Here is a 258-nt window from a genome sequence, read left to right as displayed (position 1 = left end):
AACCAAGTAATTAAGCAAGGTACTGTGATTCGCGGTATCAGCCTTGGTGATGACCCTAAACTGATTTCAGGTAAGGCAAACGGTGGTCAGTCAATGTACGTGATCGCAGAGTACTGCCGTAAGAAGTAATTTTAGTTACTTTTGTATAAAACGGGGTTCCAGTTGGAACCCCGTTTTTGTTTGTGCTTCGGAAGGCCCCCTAACCCATGCGTTTGAATCAGGTCCCTTTGAAACAGCAAATACAAAAATGCCAGCGGC

1 protein-coding gene is annotated in these 258 nt (G+C 45.0%); it reads left to right on the top strand.

The window, feature by feature from the left end; all coding sequences use genetic code 11:
* Positions 1-9: 9 nt before the first annotated feature.
* Entirely contained in the window at positions 10-129 is a 120-nt protein-coding gene (locus I5349_RS14335) for a PhnA domain-containing protein (protein ID WP_226391371.1), read from the top strand.
* The last annotated feature ends 129 nt before the right edge of the window (positions 130-258 follow it).

It is taken from the genome of Penaeicola halotolerans, from assembly GCF_016464625.1.
Lineage (GTDB): Bacteria > Bacteroidota > Bacteroidia > Cytophagales > Cyclobacteriaceae > Penaeicola > Penaeicola halotolerans.
The sequence above is the reverse complement of the archived record's forward strand: the minus strand, read 5'-3'. Positions and strand labels throughout refer to the sequence as shown.